This is a genomic window from Pseudonocardia alni (assembly GCF_002813375.1).
In the GTDB taxonomy this organism is placed as follows: Bacteria; Actinomycetota; Actinomycetes; order Mycobacteriales; family Pseudonocardiaceae; genus Pseudonocardia; species Pseudonocardia alni.
The window spans coordinates 5,397,329-5,423,649 of the sequence record NZ_PHUJ01000003.1; the positions used below are offsets into that span (position 1 = coordinate 5,397,329).

The window sequence follows — 26,321 nt, forward strand, 5'->3', positions numbered from 1 at the left end:
CCCGACATGTCGGCACCCGACATCAGCACACTGGAGGCGGTGGCCCTGGAGGCGACCCGCAGCGCCGCGGTGGCCGCCTACCCGTGGGCCGGCCGTGACGATCAGGATGCGGCCGACGCAGCGGCCACCGAGGCGATGCGCACAGCGCTGGCCCGCGCACCGGGGCGGGGGACGGTGGTCATCGGGGAGGGGGAGAAGGACGACGCCCCCATGCTGTTCAACGGCGAGATCGTCGGGACCGGTGACGGGCCCGACTTCGACATCGCCGTCGACCCCCTGGAGGGCACGTCGTTCTGTGCCCGGGACCTGCCCGGGGCGCTGGCGACGATCGCGTTCGGCCGGACGGGATCGTTCTGGTCGCCCGGCCCCGGCTTCTACATGGACAAGATCGTCGTTCCGCCTGCCGCGCGCGACGTCGTCGATCTGGACGACCCGCCCGAGCGCACCGTCGCCAAGGTGGCGGAGGCCGTGGGCAAGAAGGTCGGCGACCTGCGTGTGATGATCATGGACAAGCCACGCCACGCGGAGCTGATCGCCCGGGTGCTGCGGGCCGGTGCGGCGGTGCAGACCCCGGCCGGGGGCGACGTCGGCGGGAGCCTGGCGGTACTGACGCCGACCCTCGACGTCGATCTCCTGCTCGGCGTGGGGGGCACCCCGGAGGGTGTGCTGACGGCAGCCGCCGTCCGCGCGCTCGGCGGCGGGATGCTGGGCCGGCTCGCACCGCAGCGCGAGGCGGAGGCGGTGGCCCTGCGCGCCGCGGGCCGGTCGACCGACCGCATCCTGCGCTGTGAGGAGCTGGTGGCGGACACGGCCTTCTTCGCCGCCTCCGGGGTGAACGGGGGCCCGTTGCTCGGCAGGCCCCGCAGCAGCGGCGGCACCACCGTCGTCGAGTCCCTGCTGATCACCGACGGGCAGATCCGCCATGTCACCCACACGACCTTCGACCGGGCCACCGGGACGAGGAGGGAGCAGCCGTGACCCTGCACCGGGACGACCTCCGGGTCCGCGAACTGGGTGAGTGCCGCTACGACTCGCCGATGGCGGGCCTGCTCACCGCCAAACAGACCTCACCGCACTACGTGGCCGAGGGTGACCGGGTCCTCCTCGAGGACACCGTCTCGATGCTGGCCGAGCACGACCGGCCCTCCGTCGAGGCCGCGAGCTTCGAGGCGGCAGGTCCGCGTCGGCGGATCTACTTCCGGCCCGAGGGGGTCACCGCCGGGATCGTCACCTGCGGAGGGCTCTGCCCCGGCCTGAACAACGTGATCCGCGGCCTGGTGCAGGAGCTGACCGTGCACTACGGGGTCGAGCGCATCCTCGGCTTCCGCAACGGTCTGGAGGGACTGACGGCGGCCCGTGTCGACGACACGGTCGAGCTGACCCTCGACGACGTCCGCGACATCCAGAACTCCGGGGGCACGATCCTGGGCAGCTCGCGCGGCGGCCACGACCCGGACGAGATGGTCGACAGCCTCGTGTCCCGCGGTGTCGACATGCTGTTCGTGGTCGGGGGCGACGGGGGGATGCGCGCGGCCACCTGCATCAGCACGGCGATCCGGGCACGGGGCCTCGACATCGCCGTCATCGGCGTCCCCAAGACGATCGACAACGACCTGCCCTTCACCGACCAGTCGTTCGGGTTCCAGAGCGCGTTCGCCCGGGCCACGGAGTTCATCACCGCGGTCGCGGTCGAGGCCGCCGCGAGCCGCGACGGTGTCGGCATCGTCAAGCTCATGGGCCGCCACTCGGGGTTCATCGCGAGCTACGCGGCGCTGGCCTCGAGTCTGGCCGACATCGTGCTGATCCCCGAGGTGCCGTTCGCCCTGGACGGTGACGACGGCCTCCTCGCGCACGTCGAGAGGCACGTGCGGACCGCGGGACACGTCGTGATCGTCCTCGCCGAGGGGGCGGGTCAGGACCTGCTGGCGGAGCACCCGGTGGCCGGGTCGGCGACCGACGCCTCGGGGAACGTCCGGCTGGGCGACGTCGCCGAGCTCCTGCGGGAGCGCGTCGGCACGCACCTCACCGACGCGGGCCTCGCCCCCACGATCCGCTACATCGACCCCAGCTACGCGATCCGCAGCGTGGCCGCGAACGCCTACGACAGCGTCTACTGCCTGCGCCTGGCGCACGCCGCGGTGCACGCGGCCATGGCGGGACGCACCGAGGCCGCGGTCGCGCGCTGGCGTCGCCGGTTCGTCCACGTCCCGCTGACCCTGATGACCAGCCGTCGCAACCAGGTCGACCCGAACGGCGACATGTGGCTGTCGGTGCTGGAGGCGACCTGCCAGCCCGCCGGGTTCGGCGCGGCCGGCGCACACCCCCTCCACGCGGGGTTCTGCTGAGCCTGCCCGCCGCTGCGGGGACGGACCCGCCCGCGCCGGGGGAGGACATCGCACGACCGCGGCCCGGGACAGGTACCTGTCCCGGGCCGCCGTCGTCGCATCGGCCCACGGGCCGTCCGGGCTCAGGGGCGCCGTGGCCAGAGGCTCGAGAACTCCGGATTGTCGTCGTCGAGGATGCGGAACGCGAGACCGATGGCCTCGTTCGGATCGATCTGATCGACACCGGAGTCGCCCCGGGCGAGCCGCTCGAAGAGGTCCGCCAGCACGTCCGCCTCGGCGGGGGACAACCGCGGGTCACGGGCGCAGCGGACGTAGCGCATCCGCACCACCCGTGCGGTCTGCAGCATCAGGTCGCCGTAGGCGTTCACCGGTGTCTCCGGACTCGTTCGTCGTATCTCCACGGGCGCTCCACTCACGAGACGATGCGCTTCTGGAGCTCGGCGGCGGCAGCGGCGGGATCGTCGGCGTTGTAGATCGCCCCACCGGCCACCGCGACCACCGCCCCGGCCTCACGCACCGACCCGATGGTGTCCGCCTTCACCCCACCGGCGATCGAGAACGGCACCCCGGCCGCCCGACCGTCGGCCAGCAACCGGTCGATCGAGTACCCCGGACGCGCCTGCTCGTCCAGACCCGCATGGATCTCCACGAACGCCACACCCAGCTCCGCGACCTGACGGATCCGCTCGACCCGCCCGTCCACCACCCCGATCATGTCCGCCACGACCCGCTTCCCGTGCCGGGCACCGGCCGCGACCGCACCCCGCACCGTGTCGTCGTCGGCCACCCCCATCACCGTCACCAGATCCGCACCCGCACCGAACGCCAGATCCGCCTCCAGCTCACCGGCATCGGCGGTCTTCAGGTCCGCGAACACCAACTTGTCCGGATGCGCCGCCTTCACCGCGGTCACCGCCGCGATACCCGCCGACTTCACCAACGGCGTCCCCAACTCCAGAATGTCCACGAACTCCGACACCCGATTCGCCAGCGTCAACGCCGACGGAAGATCCAGAACATCCAAAGCCACCTGCAACTGCACGACGAACTCCTCACCACGACAACAGGAAGAACAACACCCCCACCGTCGCCCCGCCGACACCCACCCACAACACCACCACACATCCGGAAAACCGATCACCCGATCCGCACCCCGAATACCCCCACAACCGGAACGGCCGCCCTACGATCGAATGGTGTCGAGACATTCGTCGAGAAGAACGCTGTTCGCCCCGTCCATCCTCTCCGCCGATTTCGCCCGTCTCGCCGAGGAGGCGGACGCGGTGCGCGGTGTCGACGGCCGGGGCGCCGACTGGCTGCACGTGGACGTCATGGACGCCCATTTCGTGCCGAACCTGACCCTGGGCCTACCGGTCGTCTCCTCGCTGCTCGCCGCGACCGACCTGCCGCTGGACTGCCACCTGATGATCGAGGACCCGGACCGCTGGGCGACGGGCTACGCCGAGGCGGGTGCCCACAACGTCACGGTGCACGCCGAGGCCGCCGCCGATCCCGTGGCCCTGGCACGGGACCTGCGCGCGGCAGGCGCCCGCGCGGGGCTCGCGATCCGGCCCAGCACCCCCCTGGATCCCTGGCTCGAGGTGCTCCGGCACTTCGACACCCTGCTGGTGATGTCGGTGGAGCCCGGGTTCGGCGGTCAGGCCTTCGACCCGGATGTCCTCGACACGGTCCGCCGGGCCCGCACACTGGTCGACACCGGACACCTGGACCTGGTCGTCGAGATCGACGGTGGCATCAACGCCGACACGATCGAGCAGGCGGCGGAGGCCGGCGTCGACTGCTTCGTGGCCGGATCCGCGGTCTACTCGGCCGCGGATCCGGCACGGGCGCTGGAGGGGCTGCGCCGCCAGGTCGACGCCGTCCGCGACCGGCGTCGGTGATCAGATGCCGAACCTGCGCCGGACGTCCGGGGCATGGCGCCGGGAGACCGGCACGCCCTCGTGCGACCGGCCGTCGGTGATCAGGAACAGTTCACCGCGCGGACCCCGCTCGATCTCGGCCACACGGCGCAGGTTCACCAGGTAGCGCCGGTGGACCCGTCGGATCCCGAACGGGGCGAGAGCCTGTTCGACGTTGTCCAGCCCGCGGGTGGCGGACTGGATCCGGCCCCGCTCGGTGACCAGCCAGACGGTGTTGCGGTCGGCCTCGGCGTAGCGGATCTCCGACGGGGTCAGCAGGACCAGCCGGTCGTCACGCACGCCGATCACCCGCCGCGGGAGCACCTCGGAGGCCTGGCCACCGGCGTCACCGGGGGAGTAGGCCTCCCCGTCCGCGACCCCGACGGCGCACAGCAGTCCCACCACGCCCTGGCCGTCGACGACCGGCCACAGGGTGAGCGGGACCTCCGCCTCGCCGGGACACACCGCCAGGCGGGCGTGTCCGCACCAGTCCGGGCCGCACCCGGACCGTTCGATCGCCCAGCGGACCACCTCGGGCAGACCGGGGACGTCGGGCACCCGGCGCGCCGCGGTCGCGCTCGTCCCGACGACGGGTGCCGCGCCGGTGAGCCCCAGTGCCACGGCCGCCTCGTCGTCGGCGGCGATCACGCTGCCGCCCCGGTCCATCGCGACGAGTGCGCCCCGCGTCCGGGCCGCCCGCGCCTCGAACGCGGTGACGACGACATCTGCCTCGTACGCGGCCCGCCGGCGGATCACCTGCTCGACACAGGCGACGGCCTCCGTCAGCCACGGCAGCACGAGAGGCGGGAGGGACGCGTTCCACCGCGAGATGTTGATGGAGGCGACGGGTGCGCCGGTCACCACGTCCCGCACCGAGATGCCCGCGCACGCCCAGTCGTGGAACCCCTGGCACCAGTGCTCCGGACCGGTCACGGTCACCGGACCGTCCACCTCGAGCGAGGTGCCCATCCCGTTGGTCCCGGTACACGCCTCGGACCACGACGACCACGGAGCGAGGTTGTGCAGTTCGGCGCGGCGCCGCGCCGACGAGTCGCCCCAGGCGCCCAGCACCCGCCCCCGGCTGTCCGCGACGGTGACGACGCCCCCGTCGCGTTCGATCTCGCGGCCCGCCATCGCGCCCAGCCCACCGAGGGCGGTGAACACCACGCCGTCGTCCACCCGGGGGCTCTCCGCGCCGCTGCCGGCTCCGGGGGCGACGTCCAGGGTGCTGTCGACCCCGTAGCGGTCCCGGCACCGGTACCACGACGCGAGGATCTCGGGACGCACCCCGGTCCTGACCTCGTTGCCCGCGGCGAAGTCCTCCCAGGTCCGTGCGACCTCGCGGACCGACGACGCCGCGACGAGCGGACCCCGCGGGGCGACGTTCCGGCTCCCGCTCCGCTCCGGAGCCAGGACCAGCGGTGGGACTCTCCCCGTCATCGCGACCTCCTTGTCGCCGGGCGCCGGGGTCAGTTCGCCCCGGCCACCCACATCCGTTCTGCATTTCCTCCCGCCGGCACGTACGGTGCCGGCGCCATGTGCCGGATCCGCGGGAACGTCCGCGCCGGCACACTCAGCCGACGACGTCCGGCATGCGGGGGAAGCGTGTGCCGTTTCGACGGCGCAGTGATCGGACGCTTCTCCCGGAGAGCGCGCCGCGCCCGCCTGTCACGCATTCCCCGCCGTTCGTGATCTCCCGGCGCAGTCCGCTTGCCCTCGATTCGACCGTGCGTTTAGCGTGCGAGTCAGGTTGCATCACCGCGCTCGAGCGAGACAGACCAAAGGCGGTCGCCATGCCACAGGTAGTGCGTCCCGGCACCGGCCCGGAGGACGCCGACGTGCGGCGGGCCTGGGAGCGGTTCGCCGCCGGTGACGACGCGCTCAGCGGGATCCGGCCCGAGATCGCGGTGTCGTGGCACCGGTGCCGGGACCAGTACGGGGTCGACCCGCTCATCTCCGAGGCCCCGGCCGCCGTGACCGAGGTCGTCCACACCCTGGAACACGACGTCGTCATCGCCGAGCTCGGGTTCCGGGCCGGCCCCATCGCCCACGAGCTGAGTGGAGAGGGCGGGATCGTCACCATCGCCGACGCCAACGGCCGGGTGCTCGCGCAGTGGGGCGACGAGGCGACCCGTGCACTCGCCGCCGAGGCCAACCTCGCGCAGTGGTACTGCTGGTCGGAGAGCTCGGTCGGCACCAACGGCATGGGGACCGCGCTCGCGTCGCACACCCCCGTCACGGTCCGCGGCGCCGAGCACTGGTGCGGGGCGTTCCAGGACTGGAACTGCACCGGGGTCTCGGTCCGCGACGCGGTGAGCCGACAGCCGGTGGCGGTCCTGAACATCTCCTGCTGGCGGCGCGAGCTCCCCCGGTCGGCGCAGGGATGGCTCGGCACCGCGGCGTCCGCGACGCAGCGCATCCTGCGCCAGCGCGCGCGGGGCGACGGCACCGAGCTGATCGCCGCGGTCAACCACGCGCGGTCGTTGACGACAGCTCCGCTCGCCGGCGTCGACCCGGCCGGGCGGGTCGTCGTCGCCGACGACACCGCCGGGGTGCTGCTCGGCATCCCCGGCTCCACACCGGCGCCGGACCCGGCGGTCCGGTGGAGGCCCGAGCTGCCCGAGTTCATCCGGGCCGCCCGGTACGCCGCGGGGCAGGCGGGCAGGGACGCCGGCTGGACCGGCTCGACGCAGATCCTCACCCGGCTCTCCCGCGAGCCGATGACGATCAGCTTCCGTCCCGTGTTCCTCGCCGGGCACCTGGTCGGCAACGTCGTCTCCTTCGGTGTCTCGGAGGGCGAGCCGCTTCCCGCGTCGACGGACGCCCCGGACGCGCCGGCCGCCCCGCAGACCCCGCCGCGCCGGCTCGTCGCGGCCCGCGAGAACAGGATGGTCCTGCTGCGCCTGGCGGAGGTCGCGTTCGCGCAGTCCGACGGCAACGACGTGTGGCTGACCACCGACGAGGGGCAGATGCGGTCCGCGTCGCTGGGGCTCGACCGGCTCGAGTCCGAGCTGAACGGCGCCGGCTTCCTACGGGTGCACCGCCAGTTCGTGGTGAACCTCAGCCGGATCCGGGAGGTCGAACGCCGGGAGAAGGGCGAGCTGGTGCTCGTCATGGACGACCCGGCCGAGACGGTCGTGCCGGTGTCCCGCCGCAACATCCCGACGGTCCGCCGCGCGCTCGAACTCTGACCCGGGCCGCGGCCTTCAGCCGCGGTAACGGTGCACGTCGCAGACGCAGTACATCAGCCGGCACTCGAAGCATTCGGGCTTCCCGACGCAGGTGATGCAGGGGCCGCACTCCACCGGCTCGGTGTGGCGGGCCATGTCCTCGGGCCCGAAGCGCTCGCCGCACAGCATGCACGGCAGGTTCTGCCGCGGTCGTGTGGCCGGGGTCTGGGTCATCGTCATCACCGTCGGTTTCCGTGGTCGGGCCGGTACACCCGGCCGGTGGGGCCGCAGACGCGACCACGTCCCCACCGGCCGGGTGCTGGTCAGAGGACCGGTGTCACAGGGAGAACACGATCAGTGATGCCCCGTGTCCCTGTCCGGACAGACCCGGCACGATGCCCTCCAGCCAGCCGCCCCATCCGACCGGGACCGCGATGTACTGCTTGCCGTCCACGGTGAAGGTGCTCGGGCTGCTGTGATGGCCGCTGCCGCACTGGAAGCTCCAGAGCTTCTCGCCGGTCTCGGCGTGCAGCCCCAGGAACTCGCCCGCCGGCGTGCCGGCGAACACCAGGTTCCCCGCGGTGCTCAGGGTCGAGGCGGCCATCGGCATGTCCTTGAGCCGGTAGCGCCACTTCTCCTCGCCGTGCGAGTCGAACGCGCTGACCGAACCGGCCATGTTGTCGATGTCGACCTCGACGGCGGCACCCCAGTAGGGCATGCCCTCCTTGAACTCACGGCGCCGGCGGGTGGCGGTGGCACCGACGTCGGCGACCGGGACGTAGAACAGGTCGTGGTCGGGGTTGTAGGACGCGTGGGTCCACTCCTTCGCGCCCGCCGGTCCCGGGAAGAAGTGGCAGGGCTCGCCCTCCTTGTCCGGGTACTTGCGCGGGGTGACCTTGCCGTCGCGCGTGATGACGCCCCAGTCGATCCGGTCCACGAACGGGGTGACGTGCTGCAGTTCGCCGTTCGTCCGGTCCAGGACGAACATGTACCCGTTCTTGTCGAAGTGGGCCAGGAGCTTCTTCCCGTCCCGCTCGAACAGGGTCATCTCCATCGTGGAGTCGTAGTCCCAGAGGTCGTGCGGCGTGAACTGGTAGTGCCACTTGATCTCGCCGGTGTCCACGTCCAGCGCGACGACGCTGTCGGTGTAGAGGTTGTCGCCGGGGCGCACCTCGCCGTCGAAGTCCGGGGCCGGGTTGCCGGTGCCCGCGTAGTACAGGTTCAGCTCGGGGTCGTAGGTGCCGGTGACCCAGTGGTTCGCGCCGCCGCGCTGCCACGCCTCACCGTCGTCGGGCCAGGTCTCGGACCCCGGCTCGCCCGGCTTCGGCACCGTGTAGGTGCGCCAGCGCTGCTCGCCCGTCTCCAGGTCCCAGGCGTCGATGTGGCCTCGGACGCCGTACTCACCGCCGGCGGAGCCGGTGATGAGGAAGTCCTTGATGACCAGCGGCGCGATCGAGGCGCTCTCGCCGGCGCGGACGTCGCCGATGGTCTTCTGCCAGACCCTGCGCCCGGTGGTGGCGTCGAGTGCGACCAGCTGCGCGTTCTGGGTCACCATGTAGACCTTGCCGTTGGCGACCGCACAACCGCGGTTGACGTTGGCGCAGCACAGCGTCACGTCGATCGGGATGGCGTGCTTGTAGCGCCACAGCTGCTCGCCGGTCACGGCGTCGAGCGCCCAGATCTGGCCGTCCCAGCCCGTCACGAACATGACGCCGTCGACGACGATCGGGCACGCCTCGAAGGCGTAGGTGGAGGTCGAGGCCATCATGCCGGTGGCGCTCGCCTGGAAGATCCAGGCGACCTTCAGGTCCTTGACGTTCCCGGTGTTGATCTGGTCCAGCAGGCTGTGGCGCTTGCCGTCGTAGTCGCCGTAGTAGGTGATCCAGTTGTGCGACTCGCTGCGCGCCTGCAGGATCCGGTCGTAGTCCAGCCCGCGTGTCACGTCCGGTGCGCTGTGCGGGAGGTTCGAGAGCTTGCTGTGGTCGAACGCCTTGCCTGCGTCCACGTACTCGATGGTCATGGTGATTCGCCCTTCTTACGGTCGCGGCTGGGCAGGACGGTCGAGCTTCGCCTCCGGTGGTACCTCACCGGTCACCACGATCGCGGCGGTCAGACCACGGCCCTCGTCGTTACCCGCGGGTGAGCCGTACCAGTAGCAGCCGGGACCGTCGAGCTCGATCGTCGCGCTCCCCTTGGAGTGGTTCACCAGGCCGATGAACTGCCGGTCCCCGTTGCTGGGCAGCAGGCACGCGTGGGTGTTCTTGTCGTCGTTGATGATGGTCAGCTCGAGCGTGCCGCTGTGCGGCATGATCAAGATCGCCGGATCCCACGTCATGGCGTCCTCGGGGATCCTGATCGTCGCCTCCATCACGCCGTCGGGACGCTCGGTCGCCCGGGCGACCGAGCCGGTCCCGAGCACCGCGCCGATGGTCGCGCGGTTCTGCCCGCTGAGTTCGGCCAGGAGTTCCTCCCGGCTGTCCTGGGCCGAGTCCTCGCGGTCCTGAATGGATGTCATCGCTTCGCCTCCTCGTCGTTGAGAAAAAAGCAATTCGGCGGCGCCGGTGTGTGCGGAACACGCGCGTCCCGCGCGCCGGCCGACTGCGATACAACAGCCGCTGCGGGAATGGGACGATCATCCGGCCACCATTCCGGTGGTGATTGCCATCACCCGCCGCGCAACACACGTTACATCGCACGAGGGTGTTGCGGTATGGCTCGCCGTTGACGGGGCAACAGACCCCGTTCGCCGGTCGCGGCCTACCGTTCGTACCCCTCGGAGCCCGCGGAGCAGTCCCGGGGCCGCTGCCCCGGCGGTGTCGCCGCGGCCCGGTCCGGAGCCGTGGACACGGACGAACCGCACGTCACGGGGGTACCGAGGCCGTCGCGACCACTCCGGCTGGTCCTGGGCGCAGCCGATCTCCGGTCCTGCCGGTCGCGCCGGTCCCCGCCCGTGCGGAGACGACGTCCACACGCTGGGAGCGGCCGGTCCGCCGCCGCGGCCGGCACCGCGCGGGACGGCCTCCGGCGGTGCCGGCGTCGTGTGCCGGGGCCGCGTCCCGTGCGTCCGGCGGCGCCGGCCGCCGGCCGGGCCTGATCTCCCACACGGAGATCGCCGGTCCCGCAGACGCGTTCGGACGCAATTTCCCGGACCGCCCACGATCGCTTGTCCGGGCGCAGGATCAGATCAAGTCGAAACGGTCGAGCTCCATGACCTTGACCCATGCCGCGACGAAATCGCGGACGAAACGGTCAGCCGCGTCGTCCGCGGCGTACACCTCGCACAGCGCCCGCAGCTCCGAGCTGGACCCGAAGACCAGGTCGACCCGGCTCGCGGTCCACCGCAGCTCACCGGTGTCCACGTCCCGGCCCTCGAACACGGACCCGTCGCCGTCGGGGCTCGCCGACCACCGGGTGCGACCGTCGAGGAGGTTCACGACGAAGTCGTTGGTCAGCGTCCCCGGGGACGTCGTCAGCACGCCCGTACGGGAACCGCGGTGGGTGGCTCCGAGTACACGGAGCCCGGAGACGAGGACGGTCATCTCCGGTGGGGTCAGCGTCAGCAGCGCGGCCCGGTCCACCAGCAGGTGCTCGGGCGCGATGCCGGAGGTGTCCCCGACCCAGTTGCGGAACCCGTCGGCGCGCGGCTGCAGGGCCGCGAACGATCCGGTGTCGGTCCACTCCTGCGTCGCGTCGGTGCGCCCGGGCCGGAACGGCACCACGACCTCGTGCCCGGCGTCCGCGGCGGCGCGTTCCACCGCCGCGCACCCGCCGAGCACGACGAGGTCCGCCATCGTGATCCGCCTGCCGCCGGTGTGCGCCCCCTCGAACCGCTCCCGGACCCCCTCCAGGACGGTGAGGACCTCGTCGAGCTGTTCCGGGTCGTTGACCGCCCAGTGACGCTGGGGCGAGAGCCGGATCCGTGCTCCGTTGGCGCCTCCGCGCTTGTCGGTGTCGCGGTAGGTCGAGGCCGACGCCCACGCGGTGCCGACGAGCTGGGCGACGGTCAGGCCGGACCCGAGGACCATCCGCTTGAGAGCGGCGACGTCGTCGTCGTCGACCAGCTCGTGGTCGACCTCGGGGACCGGGTCCTGCCAGAGGAACGGCTGCTCGGGGACGAGGGGACCCAGGTATCTGCGGGCCGGGCCCATGTCGAGGTGGGTGAGCTTGAACCAGGCCCGGGCGAAGGCGTCGGCGAACTCGTCCGGGTCGTCGAGGTAGCGACGCGCGATCGACTCGAACCCGGGATCGGCCCGGAGCGCGAGGTCGGTGGTGAGCATGACCGGGTGCGAGCGGACCCCGGGGTCGAACGGGTCCGGCACGGTGTCCGCGCCGCCGCCGTCGCGGGGGACCCACTGCCACAGGCCGGCGGGGCTCAGCTCGACGTCCCACTCGTACTCGAAGAGCGTCTCGAGGTAGGTGTGGTCCCAGCGGGTCGGGGTGCGGGTCCACGCGCCGTGCAGCCCGGCGGTCACCGTGTCCGGGCCGAGGCCGGTGCCGTGACCACCGCTCCAGCCCATGCCCTGGGCGGTCAGCGGAGCTGCCTCGGGTTCCGGTCCCGCGGTGACCATCGGGTCCGCCGGGCCGTGCATCCGGCCGAACGTGTGACCCCCCGCGATCAGTGCGACGGTCTCGGCGTCGTCCAGGGCCATCCGGCGGAAGGTCTGACGGATGTCGCGCGCGGACAGCTTCGGGTCGGGGTTGGTGGCCGGACCCTGCGGGTCGACGTAGATCAGCCCCATCTCGCTCGCACCCAGCGGCTCGTCGAGCTCGTGGAGACCGGTGTAGCGCCGCTCCGACAACCACTTGCGCTCGGGGCCCCAGTACGTGTCGTCCGGTTCCCACACCTCCGGGCGCCCGCCGGCGAACCCGAGCGTCGTGAGCCCCATCGACTCCAGTGCACGGTTGCCGGCGAAGATCATCAGGTCGGCCCAGGACAGGCACCGGCCGTACTTGCGCTTCACCGGCCAGAGCAGGCGCCGCGGCTTGTCGAGGTTGCGGTTGTCCGGCCAGCTGTTCAGCGGGGCGAAGCGCTGCATGCCGGCGGCGGCTCCGCCCCGGCCGTCACCGGCGCGGTAGGTGCCCGCCGCGTGCCAGGCCATGCGCAGCACCAGCGGTCCGTAGTGACCGGAGTCGGCGGGCCACCAGTCCTGCGAGGTGGTGAGCACCTCGTCGACGTCCCGGGCGAGCTCGTCGAGATCGACGGTCGCGAAGCGCGAGGGGTAGTCGTCGTCACGCGGGTGCGGTCTGCGCAGCGGTGCGAGATCGAGCCGTTGTGGCCACCAGTCCCGAGGGCGCAGGTGGGTGGCCTCGGCGCCGGACCCTGCGCCCGCCAGGATCTGGTCGTAGGTGCGGTAGACGTGGGTGTCGGGGTTCTCGGGCATCGTCGTCCTCCCCGGGCGACCGTCCATCGTGCCCCGCCGCCCCCGGTCGGACAGGGGCGTCGACGCCCCGGCCGGTCCCCGTGGGCATCGCGCCGGCGATGTCGGACCCGCTCCTGGCGGCCCCGCCCGCCCGGGGCCGGTTCCCGGTCCGTGCGCGGGGCCCTTCGGAGCATCGCTGGCGCGACGGGGCATCGCAAGGGGGCCGGAACCAGCGGTCGCCGATCGGTGCCGAACGGGGTCGGGGCGAACGCGAACGGATCAGCTGTGGGCCCCGTACGGCGCCGGGCGTCAGGCCAGGCGCCCGCCCGTCCCGCCGTCGAAGACGTGGATGCGCTGCGGGTCCGGGGCGAGCCGCAACCGGTCGCCGCGCCCCGGGGGGACCCGCGCGTCGGTACGGGCGACGAGCGAGGTCCCGGAGCCGTCGGTGAGGGTGCCGTAGACGTAGGCGTCGGCCCCCAGCTCCTCGACGACGTCGACGGTCACCTCCAGCCCGTCCCCGGCCCCGGCCGGGCGCAGGTCCTCCGGACGGATCCCGACCGTGACCGTGTCCGACGCCCCGCCGGGCACGGGGATCCGCACCCCACCGAGGGACACCGACCCGTCGGTGGGGGAGGGCACCGTCACCAGGTTCATCGCCGGTGACCCCACGAACCCGGCGACGAAGGCGTTCACCGGCCGCTTGTAGAGCTCGCGCGGCGTGGCGCACTGCTGCAGCACCCCGCCCGAGAGCACCGCGACGCGGTCGCCCATCGTCATCGCCTCCACCTGGTCGTGGGTGACGTAGACGGTGGTGACGCCCAGGCGCCGCTGCAGCGACGCGATCTGGGTGCGGGTGGACACCCGCAGCTTCGCGTCCAGGTTGGACAGCGGCTCGTCCATGCAGAACACGGCGGGCTCGCGCACGATGGCCCGGCCCATCGCGACCCGCTGACGCTGCCCGCCCGACAGGGCACGCGGCTTGCGGTCCAGCAGCCCCTCCAGGTCGAGGATCGTCGCCGCCTCGGCGACGCGGCGGGCGATCTCGTCCTTCGGGCGGCCCGCGTTGGTCAGCGCGAAGCCCATGTTCGCCGCGACCGTCATGTGCGGGTAGAGCGCGTAGTTCTGGAACACCATCGCGATGTCGCGGTCCTTGGGCCGGACGTCGGTGACGTCGCGGTCGCCGATCCGGATGGCGCCGGCGTCGACGTCCTCCAGGCCCGCGAGCATCCGCAGCGACGTCGACTTCCCGCAGCCGGACGGCCCGACGAGCACGAGGAACTCGCCGTCGGCGATCTCCAGGTCCAGCCCGTCGACGGCGGGGGTGTCCGACCCGGGGTAGATCCGCGTCGCCGAGTCGTAGGTGACCGTTGCCATGTCAGCGTCCCGCCATCAGATGTTGGGCTTCACGTCGGTGTCGAAGATCCGGGTCAGCGTGCCCTTGAGGGTGGTGAGCTCGCCCTGCACGTCGGCCCGCTGGTTGAGGATGTTGGCACAGGTCCGCGCGATCTCCTGGTCGGCGCCCGGGAAGAACGCGCGCGCCCGGTCCTGGGTGCGGGTCCGGTCGAGCTGGTCGATGGCGATCTTGCGCAGCGGGGTCTCGGCGAGCAGCGGGCCGGTGTCGGCCGAGGTCCGCAGCGGCAGGTAGCCGGTGGCCTGGGAGAACAGCACGGTGTTCTCCGGGCTGGTCAGGAACTTCGCGAACGCCGCCGCGGCGAGCTGGCGCTCCGGCGGGACCCCGGCGGGGATCCCGAGCCCCGCGCCGCCGGTCGGGCACACCGGCCCGGCGACCGGGCCCGCGGGCAGGAAGCCGGCACCCACGTCGAACTGCGCCGCGTCGAGCACGGTGACCAGCGAGCCGGTGGAGCCGACCGTCGCCGACACCGCCCCGGCACCCAGGTCGGTGGTGCCGTCGGTGGCGGCGACGCCCGCCCAGCCCGAGGTCACCGCGTTCTGCAGGGCCGAGACCGCGCGCACGGCCTCCGGGGAGTCGCAGGTGACGTCCCACTCGTCCGACCACGCGCCGCCCTCGCCCCAGAGGTTGTTCTGGAACGACCAGCCGGCGTAGTCGGCCAGCGCGGGGAGCTGGTACGCCTTCTGCGCACCGGTGCCGGCGGCCTGCAGCCTCGGGCCCCACTCGGCCATCTCGGCCCAGGTGGCGGGTGCGCGGTCGGGCAGACCGGCCTTCTGCCAGTGCGCCTTGTTGTAGTAGAAGATCGGCGTCGAGCGGGCCCAGGGCAGCGCCCAGAGCTTGCCGTCGTAGCGGTAGTCCTCGATCAGCTGCTGCCGGTAGTCGGCGGTGTCGATGCCGGTCGCGGCGATCAGCGGGTCCATCGGCACGATGGAGCGCTGCATGTAGTAGCGGAACCACCAGACGTCGGAGAGCACGACGAGGTCGGGCAGCTGGGAGCCGCCGCCCGCTTGCGCGGTCTGGAAGCGCTGCGCGATCTCCTCGTAGGTCGCGCCCGCGGTCACCAGGTTGACCTTCGTGCCCGGGTTGGCCCTCTGGTAGGCGTCGATGATCTGGCGCGACACCGTCTCCGAGCTGCCCGGGTTGTTCGTCCACCAGGTGATCTCCTTCGCCGGCTGCACACCGGAGTAGTCGACCTCCGGGACGGCGGCGGGCCCGCCGCCGCCGGTGGAGGGGCCACCGCAGGCGGCCAGCGCCGCGGCGGCGCCGGTGATGCCGGCGAACTTCAGGAATCCGCGACGGTCGAGATGCATGGCAGCTGGGGTCCTTTCGGGGTGAGGGCAGGAGGAGCGGGGAGCGGTCTCAGTCCTTGACCGCACCCTGGGTCAGCCCGGCGATGATGTGGCGCTGGAGCGCGATGAAGACGATCAGGACCGGCACGATGACGGCGACCGACCCGGCCATGAGCTGGCCGTAGGCCGCGGCCCGGTTGTCCACGTTGGCCAGCAGGGTGAGCCCGACCGGCAACGTCATCATCTCCGGCTTCGAAATGATCACCAGCGGCCAGAGGTAGTCGTTCCACTCGTAGACGATGGTGATCAGCGCGACGGTGGCGACGGTCGGCGCGGACACCGGCAGGACGACCCGGGTGAGCCGGCGCCAGTGCCCGGCGCCGTCGAGCTCCGCGGCCTCGAGCAGGCTCGGCGGCAGCGTGCGGAAGTGCTGGCGCAGCAGGAACGTGCCGAACGCCGTCCCGAGACCGGGCAGGATGATGCCCCAGTAGGTGTCCGCGCCACCGAGCGCGGTGATCAGCGTGTAGTTCGGCAGCAGCGCCACCTGCGGCGGCACCATCAGAGTCACCAGCAGACCGGCGAAGATCCAGTTCTTGAACGGGAAGCGGACGAACACCAGCCCGTAGGCGGTGAACACGGCCAGCGCCACCTTGAGCGCGGCACCGACCGCGGTGACCAGTACCGAGTTGAGGAACACCCGGCCGAACGGCAGGCGCTCGGCGACGGTGGAGTAGTTCTCCGTCGTCGGCGCGGCGGGCAGCAGCGCCGGGGTCTGGGTGATGATCTCGGTCAGCGGCTTGAACGACGACAGCGTCATCCACAGCAGCGGGAACAACACGACGAGCACGGCGACCAGCAGCGGGACGTAGGCGCTGGTCACGACCTCGAACAGGGCCCGCGGCGACAGCGCGCGGGACGACCGGGGCTCCGGAGCGGTGGTGGTCACGCGTAGTGCACCCGCCGTTCCATCCACCGCAGCTGGACCAGGGTGAAGACCACCAGCACCACGAACAGGACCGTCGACACCGCCGCCGAGTAGCCGGCCCGGTTGCTCGACCCGAACGCCTGCAGGTAGGCCTCGTAGATCAGCGTGGTCGTGCCCTGCCCGAGCGGGGTCATGATCCGGATCAGGTCGAAGGCCTGCAGTGAGTTCAGCGCGCTGGTCACGACCAGGAAGAACGTGACCGGTGAGAGCAGCGGCAGCGTCACCCGGAAGAACGTCCGCGTCGACGACGCCCCGTCCAGCGCCGCGGCCTCCAGCAGGTCCTTCGGGATCGACTGCAGGCCCGCCAGGTAGATCACCGCGGCGTAGCCCATGTTCTTCCAGACGTAGACGATGCAGATCATCGTCAGCGACATCGACGGGTCGTTGAAGAAGTCCGGTGCGGTCCCGCCGAAGGCGCGGACGACCGCGCCGAGCACCCCGATCGACGGGTCGAACACGAACAGCCACACCAGCCCGACACCGACCCCGGACAGCACGTACGGGGAGAACACCGCGGCCCGCGCGACGCCGGTCCCCGGCACCCGCCGGTTGAGCGCCAGCGCGATCAGCAGACCCAGCACCATCGACCCGCCGACGGTAACGACGGTGAACACCAACGTCGTCCAGACGATCTCCGCCGACGACGGCGAGGTCAGGAACGTGACGTAGTTCCCGAGCCCCACGAACGTCGCCGACGGTGACCCGAGGGTCCAGTTCAGCAGCGAGTACCGGACGTTCTCGATGACCGGGCGATAGGCGAAGGCGACGATCAGCGCGGCGTTGGGCAGCACCAGGGCGAGGAACACCCAGAAGTCGTGCCGGTCCCGGGCGGTGAAGCGTCGCCGTCGCCGCGGCGGGGGGTGCGAGGTCGTACCCGGCGCCGTCGGCGTCGAGGCGGACCGGGTGGGGGTGGACGTCACGTGACCTCACGTCTGTCGCAGGGGCGAACGCGGGATCGCACCGTCGCGACCTCGCAGACCCTCGCAGTCTCGTGTGGCCCGGCCGTGTCACGTGTCCGGCGAACAGGTGAACGACGACACTCGGACGGGTGACGCGAGAGGCTCTCGCTACTCCGCCACGCGGCAGATGGCGAAGGCCTCCGCCGGAACGGTGAACGAGGAGCCGTCACTCGTCGTCGGCTCGGACGCCAGCAGGATCCGGGTGATCTCCGACCCGAGCGACAGCGTCACCGGCTCCGGACCGAGGTTCACCACCACCCGCATCCGCCCGCGGGCGACGACGAGCGTGCGCGCCTGCTCGTGGACGTCGACCCCGATCCGGTCCAGCCACGGGTCCGACAGCTCCGGCCAGGCGCGGCGCAGCGCGATGAGCTCGCGGTGCATCCGCAGCAGCGTCGCGTGCGGCTCCTGCTCGGGCTCGGACCAGTCGAGCCGGGAGTCGGTGAAGGTGGACTCGGCGTTCGGGTCGGGCACCTCGGCGGTGTCGTCCCAGCCGTGGTCGGCGAACTCGGCGCGACGGCCGTCGCGGACGGCCTTCTGCAGGCCCGGGTCGCCGAAACGGGAGAAGAACTGCCACGGCGTCCGCGCGCCCCACTCCTCGCCCATGAACAGCATCGGGGTGAACCCGGAGGTGAACAGCAGCGCCGCGCCGCAGGCCAGCAGGCCGGGGGGCAGCGTGTGGGTGAGCCGGTCGCCGGTGGCGCGGTTGCCGATCTGGTCGTGGTTCTGCAGGTAGGTGACCAGCCGCGAGCCGGGGATGCGGGCGGTGTCGATCGGGGCGCCGTGGCTGCGCCGCCGGAACGAGGACCAGGTGCCCTCGTGCAGGAACCCGCGGGTGAGCACGTGCGCGAGCCCGTCGAGGCCCGCCTCGGCGAAGTCGCCGTAGTAGCCCTGGGACTCGCCGGTGAGCACGGTGTGCAGGCAGTGATGGACGTCGTCGGCCCACTGGGCGTCGAGGCCGTGGCCGCCGCCCTCCCGGGCGGTGATCATCCTCGGGTCGTTGAGGTCGGACTCGGCGATCAGTGACAGCGGGCGGCCGACGTGTGCCTCCAGCGCGGTCACCTCGACGGCGAGCTGCTCCAGCACGTGCTGGGCCCGGGTGTCGCGCAGCGCGTGGACGGCGTCGATGCGCAGCCCGTCGACGTGGAAGTCGCGCAGCCACATCAGCGCGTTGTCGATCATGTAGCGGCGGACCTCGTCGGAGCCCGCGGCATCGAGGTTCAGCGACGGGCCCCAGATGTTGGAGCCGGCGAAGTACGGCCCGAACCGGTCGAGGTAGGCCCCGGACGGCCCGAGGTGGTTGTAGACGACGTCCAGGACCACGCCCAGGCCGCGCGCGTGGCAGGCGTCGACAAAGCGTTTGAAGGCGTCGGGGCCGCCGTAGTTCTCGGTGACGGCGTACCAGCCGACGCCGTCGTAGCCCCAGTTCACCGGGCCGTCGACGGCGTTGACCGGCAGCACCTCGACCAGGTCGATCCCGAGCGAGACCAGGTGGTCGAGCCGGCCGATCGCGGAGTCGAACGTGCCGCCGTCGGTGAAGGTGCCGATGTGGCACTCGTAGAGCACCGACCCGGCCAGCGCGCGGCCGGTCCAGGTGTCGTCGGTCCACCAGAACGCGTCGTGGTCGTAGACGCGGGAGCGCTGGTGCACCCCCTTCGGCTGCCAGCGGGAGCGGGGGTCGGGCAGCGGCGTGGCGTCGTCGTCGAGCAGGAACGCGTAGTCGGTCCCGTGCCCGTGGTCGGGCTGGTCCGTGTGCCACCATCCCCCCGGGGCGGGGTCGAGCGCGATCCGCTGCTCACCCACCAGCACACTGACGCGGTTCCTGTCGGGGGCCCACACGGCGAACTCCGTCACGGACGCCGATCCTTCCGCACCTTGCGGCGCGTGGCGCGTCCGGCGGGGGTGGGTCGGCTCACGCGTCGCTACGCTGCTGTGATGAGCGACCCCGACTCCGGTGACGACCTCGACTCCGACGCGCAGCTGCAGCCCGAGGACACCCTCGAGTACGGCGGCGTCACCGACGTGCTCGACGAGGGCTACTCACCGCCCGAGCGCCCGTGGAACGACCGCGACGACGAGACCCTCGACGAGCGCCTCGCCGACGAGGAGCCCGACACCTGGGCGGCCGAGCTCGACGCGACCGCCGACGCGGAGGGCCGCGACGACGCCCGGGCGGCCGGGGTGGTCGGTGACCCGGACTCCCGGGAGGACTTCTCCGACGTCGACGACGCCACCGGCGACCTGCTCGGGGACGCCCCGGGTACCGACGGCGAGCTGCTCGCCGACGACGAGGTGGGCGACCGCCGCGCCGGGCGCCTCACGATCGACGACGCGAGCGTCGACGGCAGCGACGGCGGCGAGAAGGAGCTGGTGGCGGGCGACGCCGGGATCGACGGGGCGGGTGCGTCGGCCGAGGAGGCCGCCGTGCACGTCGTCGACGAGCCCTGACCCCCGCCACGGGTGCCCCCAGGGGAACCTTCGTGGCGTAGAGCGCTACGAGGGTTCCCCTGGGGACCGCCCGGAGGGTGGGGCGGTGCCGGGTCAGGCCGGGCGCACCAGCAGCGCGACCGGGTAGCGCGAGAGCAGGTCCGACAGGGCGGGCGCGGGACCGTCCACCGGACGGTTCGCGATCATGTCGTGCCAGTCGTCGAAGCCGCCGGGCAGCGGCAGCCGGGTGTCGCCCCACCCGCCGCGGAGGGCCAGCCCCTCGGGCAGCCGGGTCGCGACGGCGACGAGCGCGCCCCCGCCGCGGGAGAACGCGACGGCGTGCTCCGCCGCGGTGCCCTGGGCGTCGACCCGGCCGTAGCCGCTGAACAGCTCCGGGCGGAACCGCCGCAGCCGCGCCGTCGCCGAGGTGACCAGCAGCTTCGCCGCACCGCCTCCGTCGACCGGTGGCTGCTCGCCGGCGTCGAGACGCTCCAGGATCGCGCGCCGCGCGTCCCAGTCGACCGGGCGCCGGTTGTCCGGGTCGACCAGCGAGTACTCGAACAGCTCGGTGCCCTGGTAGACGTCCGGCACGCCGGGCCCGGCCATCTGCAGCAGCTTCTGGGCCAGCGAGTTCGACCAGCCGGGCTCGGCGATCTCCGCGACGAACGCCTCGATCTCGGCGACGAGCTCGATGTCGGCGAGGATCTGCTCCGGCCAGGCCGCGACCGCCTCGTCGACCTCGGAGACGGCGTCGATGTGCGAGGTCACCAGCTTGGCCTCCTTGGAGGCCTTGCCGAGGTAGCCCGCGAGCCGGTCGGCCGGGATCGGCCACGCCCCGACCAGCGACTGCCAGGCCAGCAGCTCCAGCGACCGGTCCGGCAGCGGGTGGCGCACCGACCACTCGCGGACCTTCGCCGCCCACGACGCGGGACGCTCGGCGAGTACGGCGAGCCGCGCCCGGACGTCCTCGGAGCGCTTCGTGTCGTGCGTGGACAGCGAGGTCATGGTGCGCGACCGCCCGGCCTCCCGGCGGGCGAGTCCGGCGTGGAACTCCGCGGGCGTCACCCCGAAGCGGGCCGGGTCGCCCCCGACCTCGTTCAGCGCGACGAGCCGGTTGTACCGGTAGAAGGCGGTGTCCTCGACGCCCTTCGCGGTGACCATCCCGGAGGTCTGCTGCAGCCGGGTCGCGTAGTCCGACCCGGGCTCGCGGACCAGCCCGGAGTGCAGCGCACCCAGCACCGCGGCCAGGTCGGGGCGACGGGTGCGCGCCACCGCGACCGCGGTGTCGGCGGCCGCCCGGCCCTCGGTGATCTCCGGGGTGAGGTAGGAGCGGTAGACCGGGAACCCGCACAGCAGCTCGGCGACCGCGTCGTGCAGGTCCCCGGCGGCGACGTCGGCCAGGTCGAGCCCGGTGGTGCCGGAGTCGGCGCCGGGTCCCGCGCGGAAGGCGTCGGCGATCCGGCGCACCTCCGCGACCAGGATCTCCCGGACCACGAGGTGGCGGCCGTCGTCCTCGACGGCGTGCGCGGAGCGCTTCTCCCCGGTGTGCTCGGCGGCGAACTGGGTGAGCAGCCCCGCCCCGTCCGGGTCGACGAGCACCCCGCAGACCTCGCGCAGCGCCTCGTAGCCGGTGGTGCCGTCGACCGGCCAGGAGATCGGGAGCTCCTCGCCGACCGCGAGGATCTTCTCGACGAGCAGCCACCGGCCCGGGCCGAGCTCGGCGCGCAGCCGGCGCGCGTAGCCGCCCGGGTCGGACAGGCCGTCGGGGTGGTCCACCCGCAGCCCGACGACGGTGTCGTCGGAGCGCACGATGTCGAGCACCGTGCGGTGGGCGTCGGCGAACACCGCCGGGTCCTCGACCCGGACCGCGGCGAGGTCGCTGACGTCGAAGAACCGCCGGTAGGTCAGCTCCGCGGCGCCGCGCCGCCAGGACACGAGCCGGTAGTGCTGGCGGTCGTGCACCTCCTGCGCGGTCCCCTCGCCGGTCCCGGGCGCGACCGGGAAGCGGTGCTCGTAGTAGCGCAGCTCGCCGTCGGTCACCGAGAGCTCGGTGAGCGCCTTCTCCTCGTCGGCGTCGAGCACCGGCAGCAGGATCGGCCCGGCGCCCCAGTCGACGTCGAAGTGCCCCGCCCACCGCGACGCCTCGCCGTGCGTGAGCACGTCCCACCACCACGGGTTCTCCGCGGGCTTCGCGACGCCGACGTGGTTGGGGACGATGTCGATCAGCATCGTCAGCCCGTGCTCGCGCAGCGTCGCGAGCAACGACCGCAGCCCCTGCTCACCACCGCGCTCACCCGACACCCGGGTCGGGTCGGTCACGTCGTAGCCGTGGGTGGACCCGGCCGTGGACTCCAGCAGCGGCGAGGCGTAGAGCGCCCCGATCCCCAGCCGGTCCAGGTAGCCGGTCAGCGCGGCGGCGTCGGCGAAGGTCTGGTCGGCCGACAGCTGCAGCCGGTAGGTCGATCCCGGAAGGCGGGTCACGCCTCAGCCCTTCGATCGCAGGACGAGCAGGGAACGGGCGGGCAGGGTCAGCACCGAGCCCGCGGACACCGGGTCGAGGTCGGTCCCGGTGACGCCGGCGGCGTTCGGCGGGTGCACCTCGCCCGAGTGGGTGTCGACGACGATCTCCCACGCCTGCCCGAACTCGACGGGCGGCAGCGTGGTGTCGATGTCCTCCCAGAAGGAGTTGAAGCACAGCAGGAACGAGTCGTCGACGATCCGCTGGCCGCGCTGGTCGACGTCGGCGATCTGGCTGCCGTTGAGGAACACGACCACCGAGCGGCCCAGGTCGTTGTCCCAGTCCTCCTCGGTCATCTCCCGCCCGGCCGGGGTGAACCAGCCGATGTCGGCGACGTCCTCGCTGGTGGACGACCGGCCGATCGGACGGCCCGCGAAGAACCGGCGCCGGCGGAACACCGGGTGCGCGTGCCGCAGCGCGGCGACGCCTGCGGTGAAGGTGGTCAGCTCGTCGTGCTTGCCCGCGAGCTCCCAGTCCTGCCAGGCGATCTCGTTGTCCTGGCAGTAGACGTTGTTGTTGCCGCCCTGGGTACGCCCGGCCTCGTCGCCGTGCAGCAGCATCGGGGTGCCCTGGGAGAGCAGCAGCGTCGCCAGGAAGTTGCGCTGCTGCCGGGCCCGCAGCTCGACCACGGTCTCGTCGTCGGTGGGACCCTCGACGCCGCAGTTCCAGGACCGGTTGTGGCTCTCGCCGTCGTTGCCGTCCTCGCCGTTGGCCTCGTTGTGCTTCTCGTTGTAGGACACGAGGTCGGCCAGGGTGAACCCGTCGTGCGCGGTCACGAAGTTGATCGAGGCGTAGGGACGGCGGCCGTCGCCCTGGTAGAGGTCCGAGCTGCCGGTGATCCGGGACGCGAACTCACCGAGCGTGCCGGCCTCGCCGCGCCAGAAGTCGCGCACCGTGTCGCGGTACTTGCCGTTCCACTCGGTCCACAGCGGCGGGAAGTTGCCGACCTGGTAGCCGCCGGGACCGACGTCCCACGGCTCGGCGATCAGCTTGACCTGCGAGATCACCGGGTCCTGCTGGACGAGGTCGAAGAAGGTCGAGAGCCGGTCGACGTCGTAGAACTCGCGGGCCAGGGTCGAGGCCAGGTCGAAGCGGAAGCCGTCGACGTGCATCTCGGTCACCCAGTACCGCAGCGAGTCCATGATCAGCTGCAGGGTGTGCGGGTTGCGGACGTTGAGCGAGTTCCCGGTGCCGGTGTAGTCCATGTAGTAGCGCGCGTCGTCGTCGACCAGCCGGTAGTAGGCGTGGTTGTCGATGCCGCGCATGGACAGCGTCGGACCCATGTCCGAACCCTCGGCGGTGTGGTTGTAGACCACGTCGAGGATGACCTCGATGCCCGCGTCGTGCAGGTCGCGCACCATCGCCTTGAACTCCGCGACCTGCGACCCGGACCGGACCGAGCCCGCCGAGTAGGCGTGGTGCGGGGCCAGGAAGCCGATCGTGTTGTAGCCCCAGTAGTTCGACAGGCCCTTCTCGGTGAGGTGGTGGTCCTGCACGAACTCGTGCACCGGCATGAGCTCGACGGCGGTGATCCCGAGCCGCTTGTAGTGCTCGATCATCGCCGGGTGCGCGACACCGGAGTAGGTGCCGCGCAGGTCCTCCTCGACGTCCGGGTGCCGGATCGTCAGGCCCTTGACGTGCGCCTCGTAGACGACGGTCTCGTTGTAGGGGATCTTCGGCGGGCGGTCCGAGCCCCAGTCGAAGTAGGGGTTGACCACGACCGACTTCGGCACGTGCGGCGCCGAGTCGGTGTCGTTGCGCGAGTCCGGGTCGCCGAAGTTGTAGCCGAACACGGCCTCGTCCCAGTCGACCGGGCCGTCGAGGGCCTTGGCGTAGGGGTCGATGACCAGCTTGTTCGGGTTGCAGCGCAGACCCTGGGCGGGGTCGTAGGGGCCGTGCACCCGGTAGCCGTAGCGCTGGCCGGGCTCGACGCCGGGCAGGTAGCCGTGCCAGACGAAGCCGTCGACCTCGGTCAGTGCCACCCGGGTCTCGGCGAGCCCGCCGGGGGCTCCCGGGTCGGGTTCGAACAGGCACAGCTCCACGCCCTCGGCGACCTCGGAGAACAGGGCGAAGTTGGTGCCGGTGCCGTCGTAGCTGGCACCCAACGGATAGGCGTGCCCGGGCCAGGCCTGCATGGTCTGCGTCCTCTCGTCGCGCGCCCCGGCCGCAGACCGGGGGCACGCTCACACTGTGTCGGGCGGGCACCGTTGCCGCATGGTGGGCGGGGCCGTCAGCGGTCCACGCCACATCACCCCCGCGTCCCGCAGCAGCTGCGGACGGGGGCGGTCGATCGTCCCAGGAACGGTCAGGAGTCGGCGAGCCGGGCGGGGAAGCCGCCGGTGGCGACCGGGCTCCACCGGGCCGGGGTGATGCGGATCAGGGCCTTCCCCTGGTCGGACATGGCGCGGCGGTACTCGTCCCAATCCGGGTGCTCGCCGGAGACGGCACGGAAGTAGTCGACCAGCGGCTCGAGCGCGTCCGGCAGCGTGAGGAGCTCGGCGTCGCCCTCGACCTGCACCCAGGCGCCGTCGAACTCCTCGCTCAGCACGACGACCGCGGCCCGGCCGGCCTTCGCGACGTTGGCCGACTTGGCGCGCTCGGGGTAGGTGGCGATCACGATGCGTCCGTCGTCGTCGACGCCGCCGGTGACCGGGGAGGCCTGCACACCGCCGTCGGAACGGGTGGTCATCAGCACCATGTGGTGCCGGGGACGGATGAACTCGAGCAGCTCGTCCCGGTCGACGCGGTCGTTGCGGGCGATGGTGCGGGGCATGCCCGAAATCCTAGGGCGGCCGGGGGCCCCGCGCCCGCCGTTCCTCACCCCGCGCCGCGGGCCACTAAGGTCCGGCTCCGTGGCCACCGTCTTCACGAAGATCATCAACGGCGAGATCCCGGGCCGGTTCGTCTGGGCCGACGAGCAGTGCGTCGGGTTCCTGTCGATCAACCCGCTCGGCCCGGGGCACACGCTCGTCGTACCGCGGGCGGAGATCGACCAGTGGGTCGACGCCGACGCCGGGCTCGTCGCCCACCTGACCGAGGTGTCGCGGACGGTCGGGCTCGCGGTGCGCGAGATCTGGTCGCCGCCCCGGGTCGGTCTGCTGGTCGCCGGGTTCGAGGTGCCCCATCTGCACGTCCACGTGTTCCCGGCCTGGGACATGCGGGCCTTCGACTTCGCGAACGCGGCCGCCACCGTCGACGGCGCCGAGCAGGACGGGCACGCCGAGGCCCTGCGCACGGCGCTGCGGGCCGCCGGGCACGACGCGCACGTCCCGGGCTGAGCGGGTGCACCTGCTGCTCGTCCGGCACGCGCTGCCCGAGGCCGTCGAGCACGACGACGGCACCCACGCCGACCCGGGCCTCGCGCCGCAGGGCCGTGACCAGGCGGCCCAGCTGGTCGACGCGCTGGCCGGCACCCCGGTCGACGCGCTGCACACCAGCACGATGCTCCGCGCGGTCCAGACCGCCGAGCCGCTCGCGCGCGAGCGCGGTCTCACCCCGCACACCCGCTCCGACCTGCGCGAGTACGACGCCGAACGCTCCCTCTACGTGCCGGTCGCCCGGATGGCGCAGGCCGACCCGGCGGCGTGGGAGCGGATGCGGGCCGGGTACCTGCCCGAGCACGTCGACGGCGCCGCGTTCCGGGCCCGGGTGTGTGCCGGGATCGAGGAGGTCGTCGCGGCGCACCCGGGGCGGGCGACGGTGGTCGTCGTCGCGCACGCGGGCGTGGTCAACGCCTATCTCGCCGAGGTGCTGGGTATCGGCCGGGACCTGCCCTTCCCGCTGGACTACGTCGGGATCTCGCGGGTGGTGTGCGCCCGCGACGGGATGCGCAAGGTCCGGACGGTGAACGAGACGGCCCACGTCGCGGACCTGCTCTGATCCCGGTGCGGACCGTTGTGTGACGGTCGCGTCGACCGCTTGCCGTCGACCGTTTGCCG

At 72.3% G+C, this 26,321-nt stretch carries 22 protein-coding genes; 7 read left to right on the plus strand and 15 right to left on the minus strand.

Going from position 1 to position 26,321, the window contains the following annotated elements; all coding sequences use genetic code 11:
* Positions 1 to 6: 6 nt before the first annotated feature.
* Both ATL51_RS26500 and ATL51_RS26505 read left to right on the plus strand, forming a co-directional pair.
* Positions 7 to 978, plus strand: a complete 972-nt coding sequence (locus ATL51_RS26500; protein ID WP_100880289.1) for a fructose-bisphosphatase class II family protein — start codon at positions 7 to 9, stop codon at positions 976 to 978.
* Positions 975 to 2,345 (plus strand): ATP-dependent 6-phosphofructokinase, encoded by a 1,371-nt coding sequence (locus ATL51_RS26505; protein WP_100880290.1) that lies wholly within the window; start codon positions 975 to 977, stop codon positions 2,343 to 2,345. Before ATL51_RS26500 ends, ATL51_RS26505 begins: the two co-directional genes overlap by 4 nt.
* 122 nt (positions 2,346 to 2,467) lie before the next feature.
* Here the strand turns inward: ATL51_RS26505 and ATL51_RS26510 are convergent, their stop codons facing one another.
* Positions 2,468 to 2,713 (minus strand): hypothetical protein, encoded by a 246-nt coding sequence (locus tag ATL51_RS26510; RefSeq protein ID WP_301549205.1) that lies wholly within the window; start codon positions 2,711 to 2,713, stop codon positions 2,468 to 2,470.
* Between the two features lie 44 nt (positions 2,714 to 2,757).
* Positions 2,758 to 3,387, minus strand: coding sequence for a 3-hexulose-6-phosphate synthase (gene hxlA / locus ATL51_RS26515; protein ID WP_100880292.1), 630 nt, complete (start codon positions 3,385 to 3,387; stop codon positions 2,758 to 2,760).
* A gap of 181 nt (positions 3,388 to 3,568) precedes the next feature.
* Between hxlA and rpe the strand changes: the two genes are divergently transcribed.
* Complete coding sequence (rpe, locus tag ATL51_RS26520) at positions 3,569 to 4,246, plus strand: ribulose-phosphate 3-epimerase (protein ID WP_100880957.1); 678 nt, start codon at positions 3,569 to 3,571, stop codon at positions 4,244 to 4,246.
* Here the strand turns inward: rpe and ATL51_RS26525 are convergent, their stop codons facing one another.
* Positions 4,247 to 5,704 (minus strand): DNA-binding protein, encoded by a 1,458-nt coding sequence (locus tag ATL51_RS26525; RefSeq protein WP_100880958.1) that lies wholly within the window; start codon positions 5,702 to 5,704, stop codon positions 4,247 to 4,249. It abuts the gene before it with no gap.
* Positions 5,705 to 6,057: 353 nt separating this feature from the next.
* Between ATL51_RS26525 and ATL51_RS26530 the strand changes: the two genes are divergently transcribed.
* On the plus strand, positions 6,058 to 7,455 hold the full coding sequence (locus tag ATL51_RS26530) for a DNA-binding protein (RefSeq protein WP_100880293.1): 1,398 nt from the start codon (positions 6,058 to 6,060) through the stop codon (positions 7,453 to 7,455).
* Positions 7,456 to 7,470: 15 nt separating this feature from the next.
* Here the strand turns inward: ATL51_RS26530 and ATL51_RS26535 are convergent, their stop codons facing one another.
* The 9 genes from ATL51_RS26535 to treZ form a co-directional block, all read right to left on the minus strand.
* On the minus strand, positions 7,471 to 7,668 hold the full coding sequence (locus ATL51_RS26535) for a recombination activating protein 1 (RefSeq protein WP_073577173.1): 198 nt from the start codon (positions 7,666 to 7,668) through the stop codon (positions 7,471 to 7,473).
* A gap of 103 nt (positions 7,669 to 7,771) precedes the next feature.
* Positions 7,772 to 9,454 (minus strand): PQQ-dependent dehydrogenase, methanol/ethanol family, encoded by a 1,683-nt coding sequence (locus ATL51_RS26540; RefSeq protein ID WP_100880294.1) that lies wholly within the window; start codon positions 9,452 to 9,454, stop codon positions 7,772 to 7,774.
* Between the two features lie 15 nt (positions 9,455 to 9,469).
* Positions 9,470 to 9,949 (minus strand): MSMEG_3727 family PQQ-associated protein, encoded by a 480-nt coding sequence (locus ATL51_RS26545; protein ID WP_062402320.1) that lies wholly within the window; start codon positions 9,947 to 9,949, stop codon positions 9,470 to 9,472.
* A gap of 664 nt (positions 9,950 to 10,613) precedes the next feature.
* Positions 10,614 to 12,815, minus strand: coding sequence for a catalase/peroxidase HPI (gene katG / locus ATL51_RS26550; RefSeq protein WP_100880295.1), 2,202 nt, complete (start codon positions 12,813 to 12,815; stop codon positions 10,614 to 10,616).
* 288 nt (positions 12,816 to 13,103) lie between these two features.
* Positions 13,104 to 14,168: an ABC transporter ATP-binding protein gene (locus ATL51_RS26555; RefSeq protein WP_100880296.1), complete on the minus strand. Its 1,065-nt coding sequence runs from the start codon at positions 14,166 to 14,168 to the stop codon at positions 13,104 to 13,106.
* Between the two features lie 15 nt (positions 14,169 to 14,183).
* Entirely contained in the window at positions 14,184 to 15,515 is a 1,332-nt protein-coding gene (locus tag ATL51_RS26560; protein WP_100880297.1) for an ABC transporter substrate-binding protein, read from the minus strand.
* 49 nt (positions 15,516 to 15,564) lie between these two features.
* Positions 15,565 to 16,440 (minus strand): carbohydrate ABC transporter permease, encoded by an 876-nt coding sequence (locus tag ATL51_RS26565; RefSeq protein ID WP_202416725.1) that lies wholly within the window; start codon positions 16,438 to 16,440, stop codon positions 15,565 to 15,567.
* Positions 16,437 to 17,399 (minus strand): carbohydrate ABC transporter permease, encoded by a 963-nt coding sequence (locus ATL51_RS26570; RefSeq protein ID WP_100880298.1) that lies wholly within the window; start codon positions 17,397 to 17,399, stop codon positions 16,437 to 16,439. The genes ATL51_RS26565 and ATL51_RS26570 overlap by 4 nt, the downstream gene beginning before the upstream one ends.
* A gap of 147 nt (positions 17,400 to 17,546) precedes the next feature.
* Positions 17,547 to 19,292: a malto-oligosyltrehalose trehalohydrolase gene (treZ, locus tag ATL51_RS26575; RefSeq protein ID WP_100880299.1), complete on the minus strand. Its 1,746-nt coding sequence runs from the start codon at positions 19,290 to 19,292 to the stop codon at positions 17,547 to 17,549.
* A gap of 81 nt (positions 19,293 to 19,373) precedes the next feature.
* Here treZ and ATL51_RS26580 point away from each other — a divergent pair, with 81 nt between their 5' ends.
* A complete protein-coding gene (locus ATL51_RS26580) occupies positions 19,374 to 19,886 on the plus strand; it encodes a DUF5709 domain-containing protein (protein WP_073577108.1) in 513 nt (170 codons plus the stop codon).
* Between the two features lie 93 nt (positions 19,887 to 19,979).
* Here ATL51_RS26580 and treY read toward each other — a convergent pair whose 3' ends face one another.
* From treY to ATL51_RS26595, 3 genes are all read right to left on the minus strand, one after another.
* Positions 19,980 to 22,346 (minus strand): malto-oligosyltrehalose synthase, encoded by a 2,367-nt coding sequence (gene treY, locus ATL51_RS26585; RefSeq protein WP_100880300.1) that lies wholly within the window; start codon positions 22,344 to 22,346, stop codon positions 19,980 to 19,982.
* A gap of 3 nt (positions 22,347 to 22,349) precedes the next feature.
* Positions 22,350 to 24,518 (minus strand): glycogen debranching protein GlgX, encoded by a 2,169-nt coding sequence (glgX, locus tag ATL51_RS26590; protein WP_100880301.1) that lies wholly within the window; start codon positions 24,516 to 24,518, stop codon positions 22,350 to 22,352.
* A gap of 170 nt (positions 24,519 to 24,688) precedes the next feature.
* On the minus strand, positions 24,689 to 25,156 hold the full coding sequence (locus ATL51_RS26595) for a PPOX class F420-dependent oxidoreductase (protein ID WP_073577105.1): 468 nt from the start codon (positions 25,154 to 25,156) through the stop codon (positions 24,689 to 24,691).
* Positions 25,157 to 25,235: 79 nt separating this feature from the next.
* Here ATL51_RS26595 and ATL51_RS26600 point away from each other — a divergent pair, with 79 nt between their 5' ends.
* Together ATL51_RS26600 and ATL51_RS26605 are read left to right on the plus strand one after the other, a co-directional pair.
* Entirely contained in the window at positions 25,236 to 25,661 is a 426-nt protein-coding gene (locus ATL51_RS26600; RefSeq protein WP_062402348.1) for an HIT family protein, read from the plus strand.
* A 4-nt stretch (positions 25,662 to 25,665) separates the two neighbouring features.
* Complete coding sequence (locus ATL51_RS26605; protein WP_073577104.1) at positions 25,666 to 26,262, plus strand: histidine phosphatase family protein; 597 nt, start codon at positions 25,666 to 25,668, stop codon at positions 26,260 to 26,262.
* Positions 26,263 to 26,321 lie beyond the last annotated feature (59 nt).

Bases quoted from the DNA above. Each gene is read 5' to 3' on its own strand.
- ATL51_RS26500 (WP_100880289.1), top strand. From the start codon at position 7: ATGTCGGCACCCGACATCAGCACACTGGAGGCGGTGGCCCTGGAGGCG.
- ATL51_RS26525 (WP_100880958.1), bottom strand. From the start codon at position 5,704: ATGACGGGGAGAGTCCCACCGCTGGTCCTGGCTCCGGAGCGGAGCGGG.
- ATL51_RS26530 (WP_100880293.1), top strand. From the start codon at position 6,058: ATGCCACAGGTAGTGCGTCCCGGCACCGGCCCGGAGGACGCCGACGTG.
- ATL51_RS26535 (WP_073577173.1), bottom strand. From the start codon at position 7,668: ATGACCCAGACCCCGGCCACACGACCGCGGCAGAACCTGCCGTGCATG.
- ATL51_RS26540 (WP_100880294.1), bottom strand. From the start codon at position 9,454: ATGACCATCGAGTACGTGGACGCAGGCAAGGCGTTCGACCACAGCAAG.
- ATL51_RS26545 (WP_062402320.1), bottom strand. From the start codon at position 9,949: ATGACATCCATTCAGGACCGCGAGGACTCGGCCCAGGACAGCCGGGAG.
- katG (WP_100880295.1), bottom strand. From the start codon at position 12,815: ATGCCCGAGAACCCCGACACCCACGTCTACCGCACCTACGACCAGATC.
- ATL51_RS26555 (WP_100880296.1), bottom strand. From the start codon at position 14,168: ATGGCAACGGTCACCTACGACTCGGCGACGCGGATCTACCCCGGGTCG.
- ATL51_RS26560 (WP_100880297.1), bottom strand. From the start codon at position 15,515: ATGCATCTCGACCGTCGCGGATTCCTGAAGTTCGCCGGCATCACCGGC.
- ATL51_RS26580 (WP_073577108.1), top strand. From the start codon at position 19,374: ATGAGCGACCCCGACTCCGGTGACGACCTCGACTCCGACGCGCAGCTG.
- glgX (WP_100880301.1), bottom strand. From the start codon at position 24,518: ATGCAGGCCTGGCCCGGGCACGCCTATCCGTTGGGTGCCAGCTACGAC.
- ATL51_RS26595 (WP_073577105.1), bottom strand. From the start codon at position 25,156: ATGCCCCGCACCATCGCCCGCAACGACCGCGTCGACCGGGACGAGCTG.